15 protein-coding genes are annotated in these 18,412 nt (G+C 58.8%); 8 read left to right on the top strand and 7 right to left on the bottom strand.

Annotated elements, in window-relative coordinates; genetic code table 11:
• Positions 1-5: 5 nt before the first annotated feature.
• The 3 genes from EBA31_RS01865 to EBA31_RS01855 all read left to right on the top strand — a co-directional run bounded on the left by EBA31_RS01865 (position 6) and on the right by EBA31_RS01855 (position 3,197).
• Positions 6-1,178 (top strand): MFS transporter, encoded by a 1,173-nt coding sequence (locus EBA31_RS01865; RefSeq protein WP_122076994.1) that lies wholly within the window; start codon positions 6-8, stop codon positions 1,176-1,178.
• A gap of 13 nt (positions 1,179-1,191) precedes the next feature.
• Positions 1,192-2,304 (top strand): class II histone deacetylase, encoded by a 1,113-nt coding sequence (locus EBA31_RS01860; protein WP_122076991.1) that lies wholly within the window; start codon positions 1,192-1,194, stop codon positions 2,302-2,304.
• An 86-nt stretch (positions 2,305-2,390) separates the two neighbouring features.
• Positions 2,391-3,197 carry an alpha/beta hydrolase gene (locus tag EBA31_RS01855; RefSeq protein WP_122076988.1) on the top strand — a complete coding sequence of 269 codons (807 nt, stop codon included), beginning with the start codon at positions 2,391-2,393 and terminating at the stop codon, positions 3,195-3,197.
• A gap of 40 nt (positions 3,198-3,237) precedes the next feature.
• Here EBA31_RS01855 and EBA31_RS01850 read toward each other — a convergent pair whose 3' ends face one another.
• The 3 genes from EBA31_RS01850 to EBA31_RS01840 form a co-directional block, all read right to left on the bottom strand.
• Positions 3,238-3,603: a cupin domain-containing protein gene (locus EBA31_RS01850; protein WP_044554062.1), complete on the bottom strand. Its 366-nt coding sequence runs from the start codon at positions 3,601-3,603 to the stop codon at positions 3,238-3,240.
• Between the two features lie 21 nt (positions 3,604-3,624).
• On the bottom strand, positions 3,625-4,926 hold the full coding sequence (locus tag EBA31_RS01845; RefSeq protein ID WP_122076983.1) for an FAD-binding oxidoreductase: 1,302 nt from the start codon (positions 4,924-4,926) through the stop codon (positions 3,625-3,627).
• Between the two features lie 102 nt (positions 4,927-5,028).
• Positions 5,029-5,787, bottom strand: coding sequence for a response regulator transcription factor (locus EBA31_RS01840; RefSeq protein WP_046374583.1), 759 nt, complete (start codon positions 5,785-5,787; stop codon positions 5,029-5,031).
• Between the two features lie 266 nt (positions 5,788-6,053).
• Between EBA31_RS01840 and EBA31_RS01835 the strand changes: the two genes are divergently transcribed.
• Positions 6,054-7,181 carry an iron-containing alcohol dehydrogenase gene (locus EBA31_RS01835; protein WP_122076979.1) on the top strand — a complete coding sequence of 376 codons (1,128 nt, stop codon included), beginning with the start codon at positions 6,054-6,056 and terminating at the stop codon, positions 7,179-7,181.
• 134 nt (positions 7,182-7,315) lie between these two features.
• On the opposite strand, the gene EBA31_RS01830 is transcribed toward EBA31_RS01835, so the two are convergent.
• Complete coding sequence (locus EBA31_RS01830) at positions 7,316-8,245, bottom strand: LysR family transcriptional regulator (RefSeq protein WP_020825066.1); 930 nt, start codon at positions 8,243-8,245, stop codon at positions 7,316-7,318.
• A gap of 259 nt (positions 8,246-8,504) precedes the next feature.
• Here EBA31_RS01830 and EBA31_RS01825 point away from each other — a divergent pair, with 259 nt between their 5' ends.
• From EBA31_RS01825 to EBA31_RS01810, 4 genes are all read left to right on the top strand, one after another.
• Complete coding sequence (locus tag EBA31_RS01825) at positions 8,505-9,845, top strand: aspartate aminotransferase family protein (RefSeq protein WP_122076974.1); 1,341 nt, start codon at positions 8,505-8,507, stop codon at positions 9,843-9,845.
• A 16-nt stretch (positions 9,846-9,861) separates the two neighbouring features.
• Positions 9,862-11,370, top strand: coding sequence for a CoA-acylating methylmalonate-semialdehyde dehydrogenase (locus EBA31_RS01820; RefSeq protein WP_122076970.1), 1,509 nt, complete (start codon positions 9,862-9,864; stop codon positions 11,368-11,370).
• 159 nt (positions 11,371-11,529) lie between these two features.
• On the top strand, positions 11,530-12,906 hold the full coding sequence (locus EBA31_RS01815; RefSeq protein ID WP_122076967.1) for an APC family permease: 1,377 nt from the start codon (positions 11,530-11,532) through the stop codon (positions 12,904-12,906).
• 2 nt (positions 12,907-12,908) lie between these two features.
• A complete protein-coding gene (locus EBA31_RS01810; RefSeq protein WP_122076963.1) occupies positions 12,909-14,015 on the top strand; it encodes a P1 family peptidase in 1,107 nt (368 codons plus the stop codon).
• A 102-nt stretch (positions 14,016-14,117) separates the two neighbouring features.
• On the opposite strand, the gene EBA31_RS01805 is transcribed toward EBA31_RS01810, so the two are convergent.
• The 3 genes from EBA31_RS01805 to EBA31_RS01795 all read right to left on the bottom strand — a co-directional run bounded on the left by EBA31_RS01805 (position 14,118) and on the right by EBA31_RS01795 (position 18,395).
• On the bottom strand, positions 14,118-15,368 hold the full coding sequence (locus EBA31_RS01805; RefSeq protein WP_122076959.1) for a phospholipase D-like domain-containing protein: 1,251 nt from the start codon (positions 15,366-15,368) through the stop codon (positions 14,118-14,120).
• Positions 15,361-16,011, bottom strand: a complete 651-nt coding sequence (locus EBA31_RS01800) for a MotA/TolQ/ExbB proton channel family protein (protein WP_122076955.1) — start codon at positions 16,009-16,011, stop codon at positions 15,361-15,363. Before EBA31_RS01800 ends, EBA31_RS01805 begins: the two co-directional genes overlap by 8 nt.
• Positions 16,012-16,154: 143 nt before the next feature.
• Positions 16,155-18,395, bottom strand: a complete 2,241-nt coding sequence (locus EBA31_RS01795; protein WP_048762874.1) for a TonB-dependent receptor — start codon at positions 18,393-18,395, stop codon at positions 16,155-16,157.
• Positions 18,396-18,412: the final 17 nt, after the last annotated feature.

Here is an 18,412-nt window from a genome sequence, read left to right as displayed (position 1 = left end):
TTATTATGTCCAGTGATTCCGTTTCTGTACCCGCTGCCGGGGCGGCTCTCCCCTGCCCGCCGCGGCTGTTGACCGCCATCATCATCTTTGCCGCCATTGCACCGGGCATCTTGATGACCGCTCCGGCGGTTGCCGCACAGCTGGCCAGCCAATGGTCGCTCACCCCCGCGCAAATCGGCCATCTGTTTTCCACCGAGCTGGGGGCCATGAGCCTCGCCACCCTGCCCGCCTGGTGGTGGATCAGCCGCGTTAACTGGCGCCGGGTGGCAACCCTGGCTGCGGGGGTGTTTATCATCGGCAATTTGGCGTCGGCAATGGTCAGTGATTTTCACCTGTTACTGGGGCTGCGTTTCATCGCCTCTTTGGCGGGCGGCACGCTGATGATCCTGTGTATCACCTGTGCCGGTGGCACCGCCAACCCCAGCCGGGTTTACGCCTTGTGGGTGCTGGGCCAGCTGGTGCTTGGCGCCGTTGGGCTGCTGGTGCTGCCCTTGCTGTTCGCCCATTTTGGCCTGATGGCGGTATACCTGATCCTGGCGGCCATCATGCTGTGCTGCCTGCCGCTGCTTTCCGCCTTTCCCAGCGGCTTTCACCCTGCGCAATCCACCGCCCATACCACGGCAACGCCATGGCTGCGTAAAGTCTTCGCCGTCCTGGCGGTGCTGACCTTTTATATCAGCCTGAGCGCAGTCTGGACCTTTATCGGCAGTATCGCCCACGCGGCCGGCCTTTCGCCGGTCAGCAGCGGCCAGGTGCTGGCGGCCGCCACGCTGTTTGGCATCGTCGGCGCCGGCGGTGCGGCGTTCATCAGCGCCAGGCGAGGCGGCAATGGACTGATCTGGCTAAGTTACGGCTTGTTGCTCGCCGGCATTGCGCTGCTGTTCCACACGCCCCAGCTGCTGCGCTTTGCGCTGGCGGCGGTGCTGTTCAAGTTTACCTGGACCTTTGTGCTGCCGTTTATCCTGGCCCGCGTCGCCGGGCTGGATAACAACGGCAAGCTGATGAACAACATCAATCTGGTGATTGGCGGCGGCATGGCGATTGGCCCAACGCTGGCCGGTTATTGGATTGAGTCTTCAGGCGGTTTCGACAGGCTGCTGGTCGGGGCGCTGGGCAGTGCGCTGCTGTCGCTGCTGCTGATTTCGCTGGCTTCACCGCGCGTTCGACGCGCCGTTTAACAGGAGTAATAAGGTGAAAAGAAAAACCGGTTTCTTGTTTGATGAACGCTGTTTCTGGCACAGCACCGGCCTGCATGCCACCACGCTGCCGGTCGGCGGCTGGGTGCAACCGCCTTCAGGGGCGGGCCATGCCGAATCGCCGGAAACCAAACGGCGGATGAAAAACCTGATGGACGTGTCCGGCCTGTCGCGACAGCTCCAGCTGCTGAGTGCCGACATGGCAACGGAAGAAGACCTGTTGCGCATTCATCCGGCCGACTATCTGCAACGTTTCAAACAGCTAAGTGATAACGGCGGAGGCATGCTGGGTGAGGAAGCCCCTTTGGGGCCGGGCAGCTACGAGATAGCCAAACTGTCCGCCGGGCTGGCCTGCGCGGCGGTCGATGCAGTGCTGCAGGGCGAACTGGATAACGCCTATGCGCTGTCGCGCCCACCGGGCCACCATTGCCTGCCGGATCGGTCGATGGGGTTCTGCTTTCTGGCCAATATCCCGATCGCCATCGAGCGTGCCAGGGCCAAATACGGTTTGGGCAAAGTGGCGGTGCTCGATTGGGACGTGCATCACGGCAATGGCACGCAGCATATCTACTGGCAACGTGACGACGTGCTGACGCTGTCGCTGCATCAGGACGGCTGCTTCCCGGCGGGCTACTCCGGTGAACAGGACCGTGGTGCCGGGGCGGGAGAAGGCTTTAACATCAATATTCCGCTGCTGGCAGGCGCCGGTGACGACGGCTATCTGTATGCCATGCGGCAGATCGTGATCCCGGCACTGGAGCGCTTCAAACCCGAGCTGATCATTGTCGCCTGCGGCTACGATGCCAATGCCCTCGACCCGCTGGCGCGCATGCAGCTGCACAGCGACAGTTTCCGCAGCATGACGGCTCTGGTGCAGGACGCCGCCGACCGCCTGTGCAATGGAAAGCTGGTGATGGTGCATGAGGGAGGTTATGCCGAGTCCTACGTGCCCTTCTGCGGGCTGGCGGTGATGGAGCAGCTTAGCGGTATTCGCACCGAGGTCGAAGATCCGCTGTTGGCATTCATCCGCCAACAGCAGCCGCGAGACGCTTTCAATCTGTTCCAACGCCAGGCTATCGATGCGCTGGCACAGCACTTCATTCGCTAAATATCCTGGGGCACCGCACGCAGTGCCCCTACCCATTCTCCGCTTTGCCGCTACGCTGAATATGACCCTTCCGATGAGAAAATACGATGTCTGAACAGAAGATCAGCTTTATCAAAGGTGGGCATGGCGATATTGCCGTGCATGACTGGGGCCATGACCGACCGCGCTTTCTGGCGCTGCTGGTTCACGGTTACGGCGAGCATCTCGGCCGTTATCAGTACGTCGCACGTACGCTGGAAGCGCAGGGTGCACGGGTGTTCGGCCCCGATCATCTCGGCCATGGGCTTTCGCAGGGCGAACGCGTATTGATTGAAGATTATGACGCCGTGGTCGACGACGTTCGACGCGTAACGGAGCATTTTCAGCGGCTGCATCCTGGCGTCCCCTTGGTGGTTATCGGCCATTCCATGGGCGGGATGATTGCCACCCGCTACGTTCAACGTTATGGCGATGACGTGCGTGCGCTGGTGCTTTCCGGCCCCTTGATTGGCGAAAGAACCCTGATTTCGGATTTGCTTACTCTGCCAGAGATCCCGGACACGCCGCTCGATACTGCCACCCTGTCGCGTGATCCGTCGGTGGGGGAAGCCTATCAGGCCGACCCGCTGGTGTGGCACGGGCCGTTCAAACGCCCGACGCTGCGGGCGATGCAGCAGATCCTGGCAAAAATCAACGCCGGCCCGGGCTTCGGCACGCTGCCTACGCTGTGGATACATGGCGATGACGACAGGCTGGTGTTAATGGCGGAATCGCAAACCGCGATCGATCTGCTCAAGGGCAGCGATTTCGAAGCGATGGTCAATCCAGGCGGGCGGCACGAGAGTTTTAACGAAACCAACAAGGATCAGATATTAAGGCGGATCACCGACTTTATCGATCGGGTGCTGGGATAGCGGAATGCCCCTCTCCCGGCGGAGAGGGGCCAGTTCACGATCAGCCTTCTACGATCGCCAGGTAATGCTTTACAAAACGATCCGAGGTGATCTCCCAGCGTACCGGGGTGCCTTTTTCGACAAACCACGAATCCCCGGCCTGGTACTGCACGGATTGACCGGTCTTTTCGTCGGTCAGCGTCGCGGTACCTTCCCACACCGTGGCGTGTTCGGAGAACGGATACTCCATCACAAAGGTGCCGCGCGTGCAGCTGAAAATGCCACAGTTCAGGTTGTCGGTCGGCTCACCGAACAGGCTCGCCACCCCGACGTTTGGCTCACCGGCGATCACCGTGGCGCCCAGGTTGCTGACGCTGCCAATGTCCAACAGTTCAGGCAGCGGTTGCTTAAGCAGTAATGGTTTCATGTTTCTCTCCTGTGATAAAAATTAGCGACGACCTTTCCAGTAACCGGACGTCTGGTGCCAAACCTTGCCGGCGGTGGTCATTACCCGTCGCAGCTTGTCTTTACCGAAGATATTGACGTGCGGAATCGAACTCATCAGATCGTAACGATCCGATCCTTCGCTCATGCCCTCTGCCAACACTTTGCAAACGATATGACTCGGCGTTACGCCAAAGCCGGAATAGCCCTGCACATAAAACACGTTGTCATGCTGCGGCAAGGTGCCGATCTGCGGGAACAGGTTGGCGCTGCAACACAGCGGCCCGCCCCAGGCCAGATCGATCTTCACGTCATGCAGATACGGGAACACTTTCAGCATCAGGTTGCGGTTCCAGGCCTTAAGATCCGACGGGATGTATTCGATCAAGCGGGTGGCGCTGCCAAACAGCAGCCGGTTTTCATTGGTCACCCGGTAGTAATCGATCACCGGGCGGATATCGCTGTAGGCACCGCGGATCGGGCTGATCTGGCGGATCAATTCTTCAGGCAAGGGTTCGGTCGCCAGTTGGAAAGCGTAGGTATTGATGGTTTTGTTGTAGATGAACGGCTCCATGCCGTTGAGGAAACCGTTGCACGCCCACAGCATCTTGTTGGCACGTACTGAGCCCATGGCGGTGCGCACTTTGATGCGCGAACCGTATTCCACGCCCAGCACGCTGCTGTTTTCGAAGATTTTTACGCCGTAGCCGCTGAGCGCCTTCGCCTCGCCCAACAGCAGGTTGAGCGAATGCACGTGGCCGCCGCCCATGTGTTTCAATGCGCAGGTATAGGAATCTGACCCCACGACCTGTTTCACCTCTGCGCCGGTGTAGAGTTCAATCTCTTCATCCGGCGATACCGCCTTGAATTCCTTCAGCCAGCTGCGCAGGGTTTTCTCCTGGCGTGCATTGCTGCCGAGGTAGCCGTAGCCAAAACAGAAATCGGCATCAATCTCGTACTTCTTGATGCGCTCACGAATAATCCCGGCGCCGAGGTTGCTGATTTTGAAGATGGTTTCCAGCCCGGAGGGGCCGACGTGGCGTTTGATTTTTTCCAGATCGTGACCGATACCGGCCATCACCTGCCCGCCATTGCGGCCGGTGCCGCCGTAGCCCAGGTAGCGCCCTTCGAGTATGGCGATATTGGTGATGCCGCGCTCAGCCAACTCCAGGGCGGTATTGATGCCGGAGAAACCACCGCCGATGATCACCACGTCAACGTCCAGATCTTCTTCCAGCGTCGGAAAGCGCAGATCGTATTTTTTGGTTGCCGCGTAGTAGGTTAACGATTCGATATTATTGTTCACTGTCGCACTCCCGAAGACCCTATGCCATAACATCGGATTATCAGGAGGTGGGCGCGACGCCGCCATGTCCCTTTAGGGACATTCGCAACAAATAATTAACACTCAGGCGCTGCGGCGCAGCGGGGTGGCCAACAGCAGATTGAACAGTTCGGCCTGCGAACCGATCGCCAGCTTGCTGTAGATGTTCTTGCGGTGGTTTTTCACCGTTCCCAGGCTGATGAACAGCCGATCGGCGATTTGCTGCGAGCCGCAGCCGTCCAGGATCAGATCCACTATTTCGCGCTCGCGCGGCGTCAACAGATAACGTGCCTGCACCGCATGATCCGTCACCCTTTCTGGTTCTGCCGGGGCGACGACCACTTCGCCATGCAGCCGCGCGACGCTCTTGAGCAGCGTCAGCGCATCACGCAACTCAGCCAACTGCGGATAACGCACGCCCACCGACTGGCGCGCCGAGCCGAAAAACACCCCCAACCCGCGTTCCGGCGTCAGGGGCAGCAGCACGCCGGCTTCATCATGCCAGCCGGTCTTGCGGTAAAAGTTACGGTAATAATCAGTATGGTAGAAGCCGCAGGGAGCCAACTGGCGCAGGGTCAGCACCTCGCCGCCGCCGCCATCATTCAGCGCCTGGTAAAACGGATCCTGCAGGTAAGCGCCCTGTTGATAGAGTTGATTGACCGCGTCACTGTTTTCTCGCTCGGTTTTGATCAGGCAACGCGGTGCCTGGCCGCGTTCAAACGCGTAAACAATGGCGCTATCAAAGGCGAAGAACCCTTCCAGCCAGGCCAACAGGTTGGGATAGAAACCTTGGGTTGCGACTGCGTCTATCACTGCGGATAACCGTTCCACCTGAATATTCATCTTCGCCCCGCCATTATTAATAAATTAACAATCACTTTATTCCGGCTACGCCGTGGCCTGTTTGTTATAGAAAACACTCAATAGCGCCAAATGCAACAGCAGAATCGTTTACATGTTAAACAAATCACACCTTCGCCAGATTATTGCGGCGTGGCCGAACGAGGCTGGATTAATATATTAACGGAATCCCTTTCAGGCAGCGAAAAGCAGTGGTTCAGCCGCAGAGGCTGGCTTATGCTGTGGTTTTCGCGTGCCAAGGAGAGAACATGACTACCAGCCTGACCATTGCCAACCGCCAGACCTGGTTCGGCCACGGCAGCATCAGCCAACTGATCCCGCTACTGACCGCCGAGCCACAGCCGACGCTGCTGTTTAGCTGCCGATCATTCCTCAATGGCGCGGTGTATTCCTCACTGGCAGACGGATTGACGCCACTGCTGCTCGGCACCGAAATCGTCAGTCACGAGGCTTCACCGCAAGAGATAGACGCCTGGGTCGCGCGCTGGCGCGGCAAGGTAAGACGCGTGGTAGCCATTGGCGGCGGTAGCGTGCTGGATGCTGCCAAGGCCTTTGCCGCGCTGGTCGAGCACCCGTTGCCCACCCTGCGCTATATGGAAAAGATCGGCGACACAAAAATCAGCGGTGCAACCCTGCCGCTCATTGCCATCCCGACCACCGCCGGTACCGGCAGTGAAGTCACGCAGAATGCGGTGATCACCGACACCCAGGTGAGCAAGGTGAAAGCCTCGCTGCGCCATAACAACTTTGTGCCGCACACCGCCATCCTGGATCCGCAACTGCTGCAAGGGTCACCGGACAAGGTGCTGGCCTACTGCGCCATCGACGCCTTTACCCACCTGTTCGAGGCCTATCTGTCCAAAACCGCCAATACCATGACGCGCGAGATGTCGCTGACCGGCATTCGCCACTTCCTGCAGGCCTGGCCTGCGCTCAACCGCAGCGCCGAGGCTCACGAGGCGATTATGCAAGCCTCTTACCTTGGCGGCCTGACGCTGAGCGCCGCTGGGCTGGGAGTGATCCACGGCATCGCCGGCGAGATTGGCGCCCTGCGCGATTATCACCACGGCCAGGTCTGTGGTCGCCTGCTGCTGCCGTTCCTCGAACTGCTGGCGAAAAGCGAACAACCGCAGCAGCGGGCGCTGATGGCTGAGCTTGCCGTCCGCCTGTTCCCCGAGCAGCATGACAGCCCGGAACGCTACCTGATCGACTTTATTACCCGCAATGCCATCGCCAGTTTCTGGCAGGATGACCTGCCGATTTCCGCCGACGAACTGGCGGTGACGCTGGCAAAATCCAACAGCAAGAACTCGCTGATCGACTACAGCGCGCCGCAGCGGCAGCAGATGATCGAAGGCGCATTCCGCATCGAATGATTATATAATCAGATCAAAGTAATAGCGGGAGATTGGACATGGGCATCATCAGCTGGATTTTCACCGGCATCGCGATTGGCATCCTGGTCGGCTTGCTGATCAAGATTTTTGGCAAGAAGAAAGATCAGTAAACATCAAGCTGTTCCATGAGCTGCCAGCAGGCATTCGTGGAACAGCTTGACCACCCGCTGCGGGCTGGGCGAACGCCGCAGCACGCTGGAATATTCGCAGTGATAACGGAACAGCGTCGGTTTGATGGCGCGCATCATATTTTGCGCGACAAAAAACGCCGCATAGTGGTCGGGAAGAAAGCCGACGTACTTACCGGAAAGAATTAGGGTCGCGATCGACTCCTGGGCAAACCCCGTTGCCTTGCGATGTAAATGCTGCTGCAGGCTCAGTTCCATATTCGGCGAATGGTAGCCTAATCCGGCAAAGGCATAATTGTGCAACAGATCCCAATTTAGTATTTCATGGTTAGCGGAAAATAATTCATGTTGCGCGCCACAATATAAGAACATCCTCTCATGAAATAACGAACTATAAGATAAACTTTCCGCACTGCGGTGCATGGGAATAATGCCAATTTGAAATTGGCCGTCAATGACGCCGCGTTCAATGGTATTTATCGGTTCCACATACATTTGCAAAGAGACATCCGGCGCCTGCTCGCTGAATAAGGCAATCGCCCGGCCGATATGTGCCTGAGGATTACTGACGGTATGGTCGAATATCGCCACGTGCAGCTGCCCACCCAGGCGTTGATGCACATCGTCCACCCCACGGCGAAAGGCCTCGGTCGCCGCCAACAGATTCACGGTTTCCTGATATATCAGCAGCCCTTCGTCAGTAACCGCAAACCCCTCGCGCCCGCGGTGGCACAGCGTCAGGCCCAGTCGCTGTTCCAAATCCTTGATATGCTTGCTGATGGTCGACAGGCTGATATTCAGCTCCAGCTCGGCGGCGCTCATGCCGCCACAGTCGACCACCGCCTTAAATACCCGCAGCAACCGCAGATCCATATCCGATAACTGGCCCAACAATGCGCGCTTTTTTACTTGCATAAAACCTTAAGTAAGTTTCGACATATGATTATTCACATTAGTGAAGAAGCAGAACATAGTCAATTTCACTCAACAATTCATTAACACGTTTATTTATACCCTCTAGCTTTTATAGTTGCAGCCAGGCGGCCAGCTCACTCAGCACAGGTGCTTACTCAAGTAAGTATCTGGGCTTAGCTGGTGCAGATAACAACGCTGCAATTTAAAAGATGACGGGCATAGTTAATTAACCGTACCTATTCTCCCCTCGGAGGGAAAAATGGCTGATTTAAATCAACGTGAAAATAAAGCCGACCGCGAATGGTTAGAAGCACATTGGATGCCCTTTACCGGCAACCGTAATTTTAAAGCCAACCCGAGAATGATAAGCCACGCGCAAGGCGTTTATTATACCAGCCAAGACGGTCGCAAGATTTTTGACGGGTTATCCGGGTTGTGGTGCTGCGGATTGGGCCATGGCCGCCAGGAAATTGCCGATGCCGCTCACCGGCAACTTTCCCGATTGGATTATTCCCCGGCGTTTCAGTTCGGCCATGCCTTATCTTTCGAGCTGGCGAACAAAATCAAGGCCATGACCCCGGCCGGGCTGGACTATGTGTTTTTCACCGGTTCCGGCTCCGAAGCGGCAGACACTTCGTTAAAAATGGCGCGTGCCTATTGGCGAGCCAAGGGCCAGGCGGGTAAAACCTGTTTTATCGGTCGCGAGAAGGGCTACCACGGCGTTAACTTTGGCGGCATCGCGGTGGGCGGCATTGCCGGCAATCGTAAAGCCTTTGGCGCCAGCGCCGAAGCGGACCACCTGCCCCATACCCAACTGGCGGGAAATGCCTTTTCGCGCGGCATGCCCGAGCAGGGCGCCGAGCTTGCGGAAGAACTCAACCGCATCATCGCACTGCGTGACGCCTCGACCATCGCCGCGGTGATTGTCGAACCCTTCTCCGGCTCGGCCGGGGTGATCGTACCGCCGGTCGGTTATCTGCAACGCATCCGCGAGATCTGCACTCAACACAATATTCTGCTGATTTTTGACGAAGTGATCACCGCCTTCGGCCGCTGCGGCGCATTGACCGGCGCCGAGGCATTCGGCGTCACGCCGGACATCATGAATATTGCCAAACAGGTCACCAACGGCGCACAGCCGATGGGGGCCGTGGTGGTTCGGCCCGAGATTTACCAGGCCTTCATGGCCACCGATGAACCTGAATATTTGCTCGAATTCCCGCACGGCTACACCTACTCCGCCCATCCGGTCAGCTGTGCGGTGGGGCTGGCGACGCTGGATATCATTGAACGCGAGCAGATGATCGAACGGGTGCAGGCGTTGGCCCCCCATTTCGAACGTGCGGTGCACGGCTTACAGGGCAGCAACCACGTCAGCGACATTCGCAACTTCGGTCTGGCGGCGGGTATCACGCTGGCGGCCCGACCGGGCGAAGCGGCACGCAGGCCGTATGAAGTGGCGATGCGCTGCTGGGAAAGCGGGTTTTATGTCCGCTATGGCGGCGACACCCTGCAGTTGGCACCGCCGTTTATCAGCAGCGAGGCGCAGATCGACTCGCTGATCAACGCCCTCGGCGACGCTATCAACGCAACCGAATAATCAAGGAGCGCAAGCCATGCCAATTGCACATTGGATCAACGGCCAGTCCGCCACCGGCGGAACCCGCAGCCAGCCGGTTTACGATCCGGCTACCGGGCTGTCGCATCAGGAGGTGTTACTGGCCGACCGCGCCACGGTAGAAAGCGCTATCGACGCCGCCGAGCAAGCCTACCCAGCCTGGCGCGATACGCCACCGCTAAAGCGGGCCAGGGTGATGATGCGTCTAAAAACGCTGCTGGAACAGCATGCCGATGCCATCTGCCGGTTGATCACCGCCGAACATGGCAAAGTGCTCAGCGACGCCATGGGCGAACTGCAGCGCGGCATCGAGAATATTGAGTACGCCAGCTATGCGCCGGAACTGCTGAAAGGCGAACACAGCAAGGATGCCGGGCCGGGCATCGACAGCTGGAGCGAGTTTCAACCGCTGGGAGTGGTGGCAGGCATCACGCCGTTTAACTTCCCGGCGATGGTACCGCTGTGGATGTGGCCGATGGCGGTAGTGTGCGGCAACACCTTTGTGCTGAAACCCTCCGAGCGCGTCCCTTCCTCCACGTTGTATATCGCTCAACTGGCGTCCGAAGCCGGGCTGCCGCCGGGAGTGCTGAACCTGGTCAACGGCGACCGTGAGGCGGTGGACACCCTGCTGCACGATCCCCGGGTCAAAGCCGTCAGCTTTGTCGGCTCTACGCCGGTCGCGGAGCACATCTACCACACCGGTTGTGGTCAGAACAAACGGGTGCAGGCGCTGGGCGGCGCGAAAAACCATGCGGTGGTGCTGCCGGATGCCGACATCGCCGGCAGCGTCAGTGCGCTGATGGGCGCGGCGTTCGGTTCCTGCGGACAGCGCTGCATGGCCATCCCGCTGGTGGTGGCAGTGGGAGACGACACGGCCGAGGCGCTGGTCGCCGGGTTAAAGCAGCAAATGGCGGCCATGCGGATCGGTGCCGGTAGCGATAACCGCAACGACATGGGGCCACTGGTCACCCAACAGCATTATGAAAAGGTGAAAGGCTATATCGATCGGGGCGTTGAGGAAGGCGCTACTCTGGTAGTCGACGGCCGCAAGCTGGCGGTGCGGGAAGACAGCGGGCAAATCAGCCAGGGCTATTTCCTCGGCCCTACGCTGTTTGACCACGTGCGACCGGGAATGCGGATTTATCAGGAGGAGATCTTCGGCCCGGTGCTGGGGGTGGTTCGGGTCGGCTCGCTGAAAGAGGCGATGGCGATGATTGACGCCCACGAGTACGGCAACGGGACCTGCCTGTTCACCCGCGACGGCGAGGCGGCACGTTATTTTTCCAATCATATTCAGGTCGGTATGGTGGGGATCAACGTCGCGCTGCCGGTTCCGGTGGCCTACCACTCGTTCGGCGGCTGGAAACGCTCGCTGTTTGGCGACCTGCACGCCTACGGCCCGGATGCCGTCAGGTTCTACACCAAGCGCAAAACCATAACCCAGCGCTGGCCTTCTTCCCATGACGCCCAGCATGCCACCTTCAGCTTCCCGTCCGGGCAAGGGTAATTTCATAATAAACATAATGATTTTTTAGGGGCGAAGAAATTCGCCTCGTTTTCCACGCGCTCCATTTAATCAGGCCCGGGCAGCGGCATGCCATCGCAATGCTCTACCGCACGACCGCCGTCCGTAAAATAATCCACTAACGCGTTAATGGAGTTTTGAATGACTGAGTCCACACCAGAACACAAATTCAAAGGTAATCTCAGCGTCCTCGACGTGGTGATGATTACCGCCTCCGGCGTCACGCCCGCCAGCTCAATTTTCGTTATTGCTCCGCTGGCGATCGCCAGCGCCGGCAGCGGTGCCTTTATCTCATTTCTGATCGCCGCCTTTATCGCCGCCACCATCGCCCTGTGCTATGCCGAACTCGGCGCGGCGCACCCCAGCGCCGGGGGCGAATACAGCATTATCAAACGCCTGTTCGGCACCCTGTGCGGACTGCAAACTTACCTGTTTATCCTCAGCGCTGCGCTGTTCGTGCCGGCGGTGCTGGCCACCGGTGCCGTACCTTATTTGAACACCGCGCTGGGGACTCAGTTCGACGCCTCTACCGCCGGGATGATCACTATCCTGATCGGCGGTGCCTGCGCCATTTTCAACATCAAGGCCAATGCGCTGCTGACCGGCACCTTTTTGGTGGTTGAAATCGCGGTGCTGGGGCTAATCGCCTGGTTGGGCTTTAGCACCCCGCACCAAAGTGCGGACATCCTCGTCGCGCCGGTGATGCTAAACCCCGAAGGCGTGTTGGCACCGGTTTCCGTACCGCTGATCGTCGCCATGGTCGGCGTCGCGCTGTTTTCCTATAACGGCTACGGTGCCGCGGTGTATATGGCGGAGGACATGCGCGAGCAGGGCAAACCCATGGCCACCGCCATCATGCTGACGTTGGCGATCGTGGTACTGGTCGAGCTGCTGCCCTTCACCGCTTTGCTGATTGGCGCGCCGTCCCTGGCGGAAATGGCCAAACAGGCCGATCCGGTCGGCTACGTGGTCAGCCAACTGGGTGGGCCGACGCTGGCGCGGGTGGTCAGCGGCGCGATTTACCTGTCGGTGTTCAACGCCATTATCGCCATCGTGGCGCAGTTTAGCCGCATGATGTTCTCCAGCGGGCGTGACGGTTTTTGGCTGCCGCAGGTGAACCGGGCGCTGAAAATCATCCATCCGCGTTTCGGCACGCCCTGGATTGCCACCCTGCTGTTCGGTATTCCCTCGGCGCTGTTGGCCTTTTGCTCCAACCTCGGCGATCTGACCTCATTTACCGTGATCCTGCTGCTGCTGGTGTACATCATCATGGCCGTTGCCGCGCTGATCAGTCGCCGCCGCGTACGTTTCCACCACCCGTATCTGATGCCGCTGTGGCCGCTGCCGGTGGCGATCGCGCTGATCGGCTGCCTGTATGTGTTATGGACAATTTTGATCGCCAGCAGCCTGAAAGACTTTATTATCATTGCCGGTATCCTCTGCTTTGGCCTGCTGCTGAGCTATATGCGCACCCGGCAGGCTATCCCGCACGTTGAACCCTCAATTGAAGGAGAATAACCATGTCGCAGCGCGCTCAGGATTTGGGCATTAAAATCGGCCACGGCGTTGCCGGTCCGCTGAACGCCATCACCGACGTGCCCGGCGTTCGCGTCGGCCACGCCAGCATCCACGCCGATTTGGCCGACGGGCGCAGCGTGCGTACCGGCGTCACGGTGATCGAACCGCGTGCCGGCCAGGCCCGGCAATCCCCCTGCTTTGCCGGCGTACATGTGCTTAACGGCAACGGCGATGCCACCGGGTTGGAGTGGATCCGTGAAGCCGGCCTGCTCACCAGCCCAATCGCCTTCACCAACACCCACAGCGTCGGCGTGGTACGTGACAGCCTGATCGCGCTGGAACGTGAAGCGCTGCCGGCCGACGACGCGGTGTACTGGAATATGCCGGTGGTAATGGAAACCTTCGATGGCCTGCTCAACGACATCAACGGTTTTCACGTCAAGCCTGAACATGTGCGGCAAGCACTGCAGGCGGCACACGAAGGATTACCCCAGGAAGGTGCCGTCGGTGGCGGCAGCGGCATGATCTGCCATGAGTTCAAGGGCGGCATCGGCACCGCTTCGCGCCGCCTGCCTGCCGATCGCGGTGGCTGGACGGTCGGTGCCATCGTGCAGGCCAACCACGGTAAACGCGCGTCGCTGCTGGTGGGCGGTTATCCGGTGGGCCGTCATTTGGCACATATTCACTCGCCGTTTACACCGCAGCTGCCGCACCCGGGCATGGGGTCGATCGTCGTCACCCTGGCCACCGACGCCCCGCTGTTGCCGCACCAATGCGCCCGTCTGGCCCAACGTGCCAGCATCGGCATTGCCCGCACCGGCGGCGGTACCGAAGACTCGAGCGGCGACATTTTTATCGCCTTCGCCACCGGCAATGACGGCCTCCCCCCTGCCGACTACGCCAACAAAGGGGCCTTTACCACCCCGCTGCGCATGGTGAACAACGATTACATCTCCGAGCTGTTTGCCGCAGCGGCAGAAGCGGTGGAAGAGGCAATTATCAATGCCCTGCTGGCCGCCAAGACCGTTTCCGGCAATGGCCATCGGGCGGAAGGACTGAGCGCCGAACAGTTGCTGACGGCACTGGAAAAAAGCGGCTGGCGGAAATAATCCGGCAAAGCCAAGCGCAGAGGCGCAGCATTAAAAGGGGTAAATCGGGTCGAACCTGTTCGACCCTACCGGTTCAGTCTTGACGAGGATTTGCCGACAATCTCAGGACTCACCGCCCGGTTTGGGCGTCGGGTAGTCGTAATCCAGCTTCAGCGGTTCTGCGTAAAGGCTGTCCCACAGTTGGCTGTACAGCTTGTCCAGCCGCTGGCTCATGTTCACGTCGTGCAGCACAATCTCCAGATTGCGCGAATTGTCCAGATAGCCGCCGGTCCAGTTGCTGGTGCCTACCCAGGCGATCTCGCCGTCGATGGTCATGATTTTACTGTGGATCACTCGAGCAAACGGGATAAACCCGCTGCTTGCCGGCGGAATGGTGACCACTTTCACCTGCACATTCGGCACCAGCGCCAGGCTTTTCAGCCAGGCGATATCCGGCTTTTTGGTATTCCAGTTAGCGACCATCAGCTCAATCTGCACACCGCGCGCGGCAGCGCTGCGCAGGGCGTTATCGATCACCGCGTAGTAAGGCCGGGTGCGGTCCGGGCCAAAAGACAACGGCGCGTAGTCCATCACCTGTACCCGCACTCGCTGCCTGGCCGAAGCCAACAGGCGCGGCAGCTCAAGCTGCGAATCAATCACGCCCGCCGGGTTGTAGGCACGCGGGCTGGCGACCAGGTAATTGCTCTGCAGCGGTTCAACCGTGGGTTGGGACGTCAGCTGGGGCACCGGTTTATCCGCCGCCAGCAACGCCTGCGCCTGCCAATCCTGTTCGAAGATCGCCTGGATCTGCCGCACCACACCGGCATCGCTGATGCGCAGCCCGGTTTCATGGATGTGCGTCAGCGCGCGCCAGTCAAAGTTCTGGCTGCCGACAAACGCCTGTTCACCGTCCACCAGCAGATATTTGGCATGCAGAATGCCGCCGCTCAGCCGCTGGTAAGGGATGATACGCAGCTCCAGATTCGGGATCGCCTTAAGCTGTTCCAGCGTTTCGGGAGTAGAAATGCGGATGCCCTTCTCCTCCATCAGGAAACGAATTTTTACCCCACGTTCCCCCGCCGCTTTAAGATGCTGCAGCACGCCATCCAGCAGCGAACCCTGTTGGTTCGCCACGTAGAACTGGCCCAGATCGATGCGGGTTTTCGCCGCATCAAACATCTGCTGCCACACTTCGGCTGTGTTGCGCAGGTCATCCGCCTGCAACGCGGTTTCTACCGGTGCGGTATACACCAGCTCGTAGCCGGGAATTTCAAAACGCGCCGCCGCATTCTGGCTCAACATCAACAGGCAACCACCCCATAACGCAGTGTAAAGGCGGCCTAATGGCCACCGTGAATGACGGCCATTAGGCATAGCGCGGCACCTCGCTGTCAACCCGTTGCTCGCGGCTGCCGTTTTCCGGGCGGCTGCCCGGCGCACCGGCGCGGATCAGCAGTACCTTCAACAGTTCGTTAATGCGCTCCATGCGGCTTTGCAGATAGTTGTTCCCCACCAGGCACAGCAGCGCGATGGCGATACCCAGTCCGGTAGCGTACAGCGCGGTGCCCATCCCGGCAGAAACCAGGCTCGGCTCGGACACTCCCGAGGCAGCCAGTGCCTTAAAGGTTTCGATAATCCCCATCACCGTACCCAGCAGCCCCAACAGCGGTGCCGCGGTAACGATAGTTTCCAGCAACCACAGGCCCCGCGCCATCAGCGGCTTGCTCAACAAATACTGAGCGTCGATCAACTCACCGATCGCCTCGCGGTCACCGGCACGGTGTTTTTGCTCCAGCACCGGAGAAATCACCGCCAGCGGCAGGCTGTTGCGCTGGGTCAACTCATCCGGCAGATCGGCCGTGCGGTGCACATCCAACGTCAGCGCCTGCTCCAGTCGACGCGCCTGGCGTTGGGTATAGGCGAAATACAACGCACGTTCGATAATGATCACCAGTGCAATCGCCAGCGCGGCGTACATCACGTAGAAAATAATGTCGTGTAGCAGATTGGCATTCATCGTTCAGTCCTCTTACCCGTCGTCTTTCAAGCCGCAGCGTTGTTACCTGCACTCGCTCACCCCAGTTACTTACTTAAGTAAGCGCCTGGGGATGAGCGAGTTGGCCGCCTGGCTGCAACTTGAAAGCCATAGGGTATAAATAGTTAAAAGGTGGCTTCCAGCGATACGCTGAAGGTACGTTCTTCCCCGACGTTGTAGTAAGGCGTGCTGGCCCTTACGCCGTTATAAGGCGCGGCGTTGAAGGTGGTGGAGCGCACCGAAGTCAGGTACTCCTTGTCAAACAGGTTGCTGATGCCGAAGCGGAGCGCCGCGCTCTTGACGATCTTCTTGTCCACCGGCAAATGCACCCCCGCCGCCAGATCGAATACCGTCCGGCCGCCAATCTTCTCGTCATTGGTCAGGTCGCCATAGAACGAACTAACGTACTTGCCGCTCACGCTGCTGTAATACAAACCGTCGTCATAACCCAGGGTCACGTTAAGCAGGTTTTTCGGCACGTTCGGCACTTCTTTACCGCTGGTCGGCAGCGGCAGGCCGCCGTTGCTGACAATGTCGCTCTTCTGCTTGGACTCGGTATAGGTGTACGAGGTGTAGTAGTTGAAGTTATGCGGCAGTTGGCCGCTCCACTCCAGTTCCAGCCCTTTGTTCTCTACGTTGCCGATGTTCATCATCTCGTAGTCACCGTCCGGATTGGTGGTAGAGATTTGACGGTCGCTGTAGCGCAAGTAGAACAGCGAGGCGCTCAGCAGCATATCTTCACGCTCGAAACGCCAGCCCAGCTCATGGTTCCAGCTCAGTTCAGGCTTGGTGCTAAGCGAATCGCCGACGTTGTACAACACGTAGTTTGGCGGGGTGCGCATGTTGCGCGTCAGGTTATAGAACACCTGGTTTTCCGGGTTCAGCTTGTAGCTGGCGCTGAAGTTCGGCAGAAATTCATGGTATTTGGCATCACGCTTTTCCGGTACGTTATACAGGCTGCCCTTGTTATCGCCTTTTCGTTCAACGTACTGATAGGCCAGCCCGCCGACGAAGGTCCAGTCCGGCGTCGCGAACCAGGTGTCCTGCAGCCATACTTTTTGCGCCGGGGTAATGGTGTACTGGTTACGCCCCTGCACGGTTTTGCCGTTGGCGTCCTTCACCTGATCGGAACCGCCCGGTTTACCCGAGAGCTGCTGCGGGTTGCCGTCGTCCTTGATGCCGATAAACGGCTGGGTTTGCGACTGGCGCGCACGTTCAAACCAGTAGCCGATATCCAGGCTGTGCTGATCGTTGATGTCCCACTTCAGCTTGGTGGTGATGCCCGGCCGCCAGGTCTGGGTCCAGGAAGGACGGTAATAGGTATTGGACTGCAAGTTGCTGAGGTCATACTGACCGGCCCGATCCGAGGTACTGGACAGTACCGACGCGCTCTGGCCGCTGAAGCTGCCGCCGTTCCCCCAGTAGTAGTACGGCTGCAGGGTCAATGCCAGGTTGTCGCGCAGCTGCAGCTTCTGAGTGAACGTCAGGTTGAAATTCTCGAACGGATTACGGTTGAGCTTGTAATAGCGAGTCAGTTGGCCCCGGTTGTTGTAGGACGGCGTGGTGTCATAATCGCCACGGGGGTCCTCCGCAAACTGCGCTTTGCTCAGGGTGTTGTAGTTAACGTTATTTTGCTGGTTGTACTTCATGATCAGGTTGCTACTGTTGCCGTTGCCGTCCTCATACAACGAGTTCATCTCAAACTTGTTGGAGTACAAGCGCCCTTCCCCGCGCCACTTTTTGGCCTCGGTGTGCGAATAGGAGATCCAGTTGCTGAAGCCGTTGTACTCACCGGTCTCCAGACGGGCAAAGGTTTTGCTCAGGTTGTTGCTGCCCAGCGTCTGTTTTACGAAGCCGCCGAAGTCTTTAGACGGACGCCGCGTCACCAGGCCAATATTGCCGCCGCTGGAGCCGATGTGCGGGCCGTCGGCTTCCGAGGAGCCCTGGGTGACGAACACTTCCCCCAGGTTCTCAGAATCACCCAGCAGGTTCGGGTAAACCGCATAGTTGCCGGAGTCGTTGATCGGGATCCCGTCCATCGATAGGCCGATTTGATCGGAGCTCATGCCGCGCATGGTGTAATCGACGCCGCTCAGGCCGCTGGCGTCGTTGCTGTTAACGTTCAGACCCGGCGTGTATTTCAGCTTGTCGATGGCGTTGGCCGCCGCCGGCATTTTATCCATCGCCTCTTTGGTGACGGTGGAACGCGACTTGGCGCTGTCCTCCTGCACCATCATGCCGCCGCCCAGCGACTGCCCCTTTACGTTGATGGTGCCGACGTCGGTCGAGTCCGCCGCCAGCACGGCACCCGGTAACATCGCCGACATCACTGCCAGATAAATCCCAGATCGATTGAAAGATTTCATTGTTTCCATCCCATAAA

Origin of the sequence: Serratia sp. P2ACOL2 (assembly GCF_003691565.1) — a bacterium.
GTDB classification, from domain to species: Bacteria; Pseudomonadota; Gammaproteobacteria; order Enterobacterales; family Enterobacteriaceae; genus Serratia; species Serratia liquefaciens.
Note: the sequence above shows the minus strand (reverse complement) of the source record. Positions and strands in the feature narration are given on the sequence as shown.

What these genes read in the sequence shown, in the direction of transcription:
- EBA31_RS01865 (WP_122076994.1), top strand. Translation starts at nt 6, where the DNA reads ATGTCCAGTGATTCCGTTTCTGTACCCGCTGCCGGGGCGGCTCTCCCC.
- EBA31_RS01855 (WP_122076988.1), top strand. Translation starts at nt 2,391, where the DNA reads ATGTCTGAACAGAAGATCAGCTTTATCAAAGGTGGGCATGGCGATATT.
- EBA31_RS01850 (WP_044554062.1), bottom strand. Translation starts at nt 3,603, where the DNA reads ATGAAACCATTACTGCTTAAGCAACCGCTGCCTGAACTGTTGGACATT.
- EBA31_RS01840 (WP_046374583.1), bottom strand. Translation starts at nt 5,787, where the DNA reads ATGAATATTCAGGTGGAACGGTTATCCGCAGTGATAGACGCAGTCGCA.
- EBA31_RS01835 (WP_122076979.1), top strand. Translation starts at nt 6,054, where the DNA reads ATGACTACCAGCCTGACCATTGCCAACCGCCAGACCTGGTTCGGCCAC.
- EBA31_RS01830 (WP_020825066.1), bottom strand. Translation starts at nt 8,245, where the DNA reads ATGCAAGTAAAAAAGCGCGCATTGTTGGGCCAGTTATCGGATATGGAT.
- EBA31_RS01825 (WP_122076974.1), top strand. Translation starts at nt 8,505, where the DNA reads ATGGCTGATTTAAATCAACGTGAAAATAAAGCCGACCGCGAATGGTTA.
- EBA31_RS01820 (WP_122076970.1), top strand. Translation starts at nt 9,862, where the DNA reads ATGCCAATTGCACATTGGATCAACGGCCAGTCCGCCACCGGCGGAACC.
- EBA31_RS01815 (WP_122076967.1), top strand. Translation starts at nt 11,530, where the DNA reads ATGACTGAGTCCACACCAGAACACAAATTCAAAGGTAATCTCAGCGTC.
- EBA31_RS01810 (WP_122076963.1), top strand. Translation starts at nt 12,909, where the DNA reads ATGTCGCAGCGCGCTCAGGATTTGGGCATTAAAATCGGCCACGGCGTT.
- EBA31_RS01805 (WP_122076959.1), bottom strand. Translation starts at nt 15,368, where the DNA reads ATGCCTAATGGCCGTCATTCACGGTGGCCATTAGGCCGCCTTTACACT.
- EBA31_RS01800 (WP_122076955.1), bottom strand. Translation starts at nt 16,011, where the DNA reads ATGAATGCCAATCTGCTACACGACATTATTTTCTACGTGATGTACGCC.
- EBA31_RS01795 (WP_048762874.1), bottom strand. Translation starts at nt 18,395, where the DNA reads ATGAAATCTTTCAATCGATCTGGGATTTATCTGGCAGTGATGTCGGCG.